6 protein-coding genes are annotated in these 3,419 nt (G+C 53.5%); all 6 read right to left on the bottom strand.

Annotated features, from left to right (window positions below; genetic code table 11):
* Positions 1–386: 386 nt before the first annotated feature.
* The gene (locus R6242_RS21720) at positions 387–1,313 is read right to left on the bottom strand and encodes a replication initiation protein (protein WP_318430901.1); all 927 of its coding nucleotides are present in this window, start codon (positions 1,311–1,313) and stop codon (positions 387–389) included.
* A gap of 135 nt (positions 1,314–1,448) precedes the next feature.
* Positions 1,449–1,757, bottom strand: coding sequence for a BrnA antitoxin family protein (locus R6242_RS21715; protein ID WP_318430899.1), 309 nt, complete (start codon positions 1,755–1,757; stop codon positions 1,449–1,451).
* The gene (locus tag R6242_RS21710) at positions 1,744–2,028 is read right to left on the bottom strand and encodes a BrnT family toxin (RefSeq protein ID WP_318430898.1); all 285 of its coding nucleotides are present in this window, start codon (positions 2,026–2,028) and stop codon (positions 1,744–1,746) included. Before R6242_RS21710 ends, R6242_RS21715 begins: the two co-directional genes overlap by 14 nt.
* Positions 2,029–2,059: 31 nt before the next feature.
* Entirely contained in the window at positions 2,060–2,758 is a 699-nt protein-coding gene (locus R6242_RS21705; RefSeq protein ID WP_318430896.1) for a hypothetical protein, read from the bottom strand.
* A 2-nt stretch (positions 2,759–2,760) separates the two neighbouring features.
* Complete coding sequence (locus R6242_RS21700; protein WP_318430894.1) at positions 2,761–2,997, bottom strand: hypothetical protein; 237 nt, start codon at positions 2,995–2,997, stop codon at positions 2,761–2,763.
* Positions 2,998–3,062: 65 nt separating this feature from the next.
* On the bottom strand, positions 3,063–3,419 hold a 357-nt coding region (locus R6242_RS21695), incomplete at its 5' end, for a hypothetical protein (protein WP_318430892.1).

Here is a 3,419-nt window from a genome sequence, read left to right as displayed (position 1 = left end):
TTGTTATTACTGGTGGTAGCACATGGGGTAATCATGATTACATTTAGGATGATGACCACCATACTTTGAAGGTTTTCGCGTACGCGAAAATCAAGAAGAGATATCAAAATGGCATCACAGAACAACCTCCTCCCCCTGCTGCCTGCTCGGCTCTCGGATCAGCAAAAACCGCTGATCTCGACCCGATCACCGCCCCGCTGGGGCTGGCACCTAGACTAAATCAAAAAGCCCACAGAATTAAGTTTCTAACCCTACGCTCACCACCCGCTAAACACACCAAAAAAACCCGAAGGCGGGCTGTTACCTGATATGGCTTCATGCATCACCCCATGAATACGGCTCATAGTTACACAGATTCGGGCTGTTACCTGATATGGCTTCATGCATCACCCCTTAAGCCACCGAACAACCGTAGACTGATCTACATCTAACTCACTTGCAATTACACGCGAAGACGCCCCTCGCACCGCCATTAATCGAGCACTGGCCCGTTTATCTTCATTGGCCGCAGCTCGAGCCACGCCTGAAGCTTTACCACCTTTACGCCCCTGTGCTGCCTGCCACTGGCTAAACCCTTCGGGCGTGAGTTCTTTCCAGCAGAAACGGGCCACGCTGGCCGCAATATGCCAAACCTCCCGATAGTCCAGCGGATTAAGTAGCTCGCCATTGCGTTCTAAGGCGCGGTCGTAGCACTTGGCCTGCCACACGATGAAGTTACGTGTCTCTTTCGCCCAATGCTGCCGGATGGCCTTATAGGCCCATAGCCGCAGCCAATCAAACACACTACAGTTACGCCCAAGACCGATTTCTTCCGGTTTCCGCTTCGGGATGAATTTAGGCAAATCCACGTATTCGGCCAGCTCGGACAGCTCATACGTGACGGCAGGCCCCCAGAGCGTGCGCCAATGGGCATGGGCGGGGTTCTTGACGATCAGCCCATTAAAACCATGGTCTGCCTGCATCTTCTCGCGGTAAGCGTACTCAATACCGCACAGATAGCGCAGCGGCGCATCCCTTGAGCCATCCCCAGACAATACCGGCGCGGACAAGGCCCAAGCCACATGGGCGTGGCCGTTAGCGGGATTGGTCGCCGCCCAGTTCGGCGGCGGCAGGTCGGCATCTTCCCAAGCCAGCGCTGCGCCCTCGCGGTCGATATCGAACGGCATCCAAAAACGGAGATTAGGGGGATTGATCTGGATATAGCGGCGGCGGATAGCGTGACGAGACAACCGAATCAGGTTCGGTGCGTCCTTCTCGTCCTTGCAATAAGGCCGTTTAGGTAGTCGATCGGTAAAAAGTTCGAGTTGTAACACTTTTGCCCTTTGGGTTTGGGCACTGCAGCAGATATAATGCAGCTATGGATTGCCCGATTGTGGCGTTGCTGCGCCCAGTCACTCAAATTGAAAGCCCTACGGTTCCAGCCGTGGGGCTTTCGTCTTTCTTGCAGTCTACCCGTGCGCCTTGTCGATGTCTTCCAACATCGCTTTGCGTAAAATGGCATTTAGCCGCGTCTGGTAGCCCTTTCCCTGCGATTTCAGCCAAACCATCACATCAGAGTCCACCCGCACCGTCGCGTGCGTCTTGGTCGGCTTGTAAAAGGGATTACTCACGGCGTTTTGCCAGAACGCATCCGTCAACGGCGGAATGTCGCTGTAGTCGATGCTCGCATCCGGCATTTTCGCCAGTGCTTCAAGCTCTGCGCGTCGCTGGGCCGTTAAGGCCGGTAACTTCCCTTGCTCGTGTCTAACCATGCTCATAGCGGCATCTCTCCTTTTTATCGGTACGTCGTGCAGAAATGATTTCGACGACTTCCACATCCTCAAAGCGCACCGTATGCGCCACCAATAGCAGCAAACACCCTCCGGCCATGCCGATGGTTTGCCATCGCGCCTCACCGTTTTCTATTCGGTCTTGCAGCGAAACCGCCAAAGGATCGTCAAAAACCAATGCAGCTTCTTCGAAATGAACGCCATGCTTACGAAAGTTGCTCGCCGCTTTAACCTCGTCCCACTCGAAAACTCGACTCATAGATATTTATAGCACGAATTTGTACATACATTTATTTTAGCTTGATACATTGCACTCCTCCTACGCACGTCATCGCCTCAAAACCACGGGGAGCATTAATAAAATCACCATCCTTTGCGGCCACAAAACGGATGCCATGCACCTTTTTTGCCAGTGCATCAGCGGTAATCTGGTCTTGGGCAATCTGCTGTAGTAACGCCCTTTGTTGCTCTCTTAACTCTGTGACGTTTGAGCCTTCCCACCATACCAACGCCCGAAAAAGCAACCAGCACACCAATAACAGCCCAGCGCAAGCAGCCGCGGTCAGCGCTAGCCATTTCCAAGAAAACCACGCGCTGGAATCTTCCAACTGCTTTGCTGCGCCTTCTGCCCCTGCCGTTGCCCCTTCTAGCCGGCTAAGAAAGGGCTTGGTAGCCTCTCTCATTGCATCCAGTGCGCTTGAATTCACGCCGGTCATGGATTCGGCCACGGCGTCCGCTGCAGCCAGCTTAATGGCTGGAATAGCCCGTTCTGCCGCCTTTTGAATCTGCTCGCTGGTCTTGGCCATCCCCCCAACAACTTGGCGAACCTGCTCAAGATGCAACGCTTGCGAGAGCTTGCCATCTTCAAATACCTGGGCAAGTGCCCGGCGCTCTTCTCCCAGGTCTACGAGTGCCTTTGTCACTAAGTTAGTTTGGTGTTCGCCCATCTGCAACATGGCGTAAACCCTCGCTTTTTCTGCCTCATCCATCCTTAAATCCTCACTTGTAAAGAGCTAACACGACCGGCTATTTCTTCGATTTCACCCATAAGGGTGTCCAGACTGGCAAAGCTCTTCGCCTCATTCTTGGCGGTTTGCAGCGTCCAGCTACGCTCTTCCTTGCCTTCAATCACTAACAGCCAATAGCCCATTTTTAGCGGATCACGGATAGCGTAAAAACCCACGATCACGCCAAGCTCGAAGTATTCTTTTGCCTGCTTTATCTTCACTTTTTTACCTTTTTGACTTAACGAATTAATAAATTAATTGTAACGAATACTATAATTCGTTCAAGCTACATCTCATAACCCCGTCCCTTTTGTGGTTCGATCTTCGGCTGGATCTCCGCCTTGGCCTCGATCTCTTGCCGTTGTTTTGCCAGCTCGCTGGCTTGGCGCTGCCGCTCGGCCTCGATGGTCTGAGCCTTGGCCGCATCTTCGGCCTTCCACCGTGCAAACTCTGCGGCCACGTCCGCCTTGCCCTGCTCGATGATCTTTTGCCTCTCAAATAGGCTCTGTACCGACTGCATACCGGCCCGAATCTCGGCGTAAAGGTCAGGTGCTATCACCGGCGGCTGTATGCCCCGCTCTCGCTCGGCCTTGGCGCTGGCTAGATCGTTGGATAGGTTCCGGCTCGCTCTCGCCCCGTATGT

The organism is Iodobacter sp. CM08 (assembly GCF_033446605.1).
Classification (GTDB): Bacteria; Pseudomonadota; Gammaproteobacteria; order Burkholderiales; family Chitinibacteraceae; genus Iodobacter.
Note: the sequence above shows the minus strand (reverse complement) of the source record. Positions and strands in the feature narration are given on the sequence as shown.

Coding starts and splice junctions, on each gene's coding strand:
- R6242_RS21705 (WP_318430896.1), bottom strand. CDS start 2,758: ATGGATGAGGCAGAAAAAGCGAGGGTTTACGCCATGTTGCAGATGGGC.
- R6242_RS21715 (WP_318430899.1), bottom strand. CDS start 1,757: ATGAGCATGGTTAGACACGAGCAAGGGAAGTTACCGGCCTTAACGGCC.
- R6242_RS21710 (WP_318430898.1), bottom strand. CDS start 2,028: ATGAGTCGAGTTTTCGAGTGGGACGAGGTTAAAGCGGCGAGCAACTTT.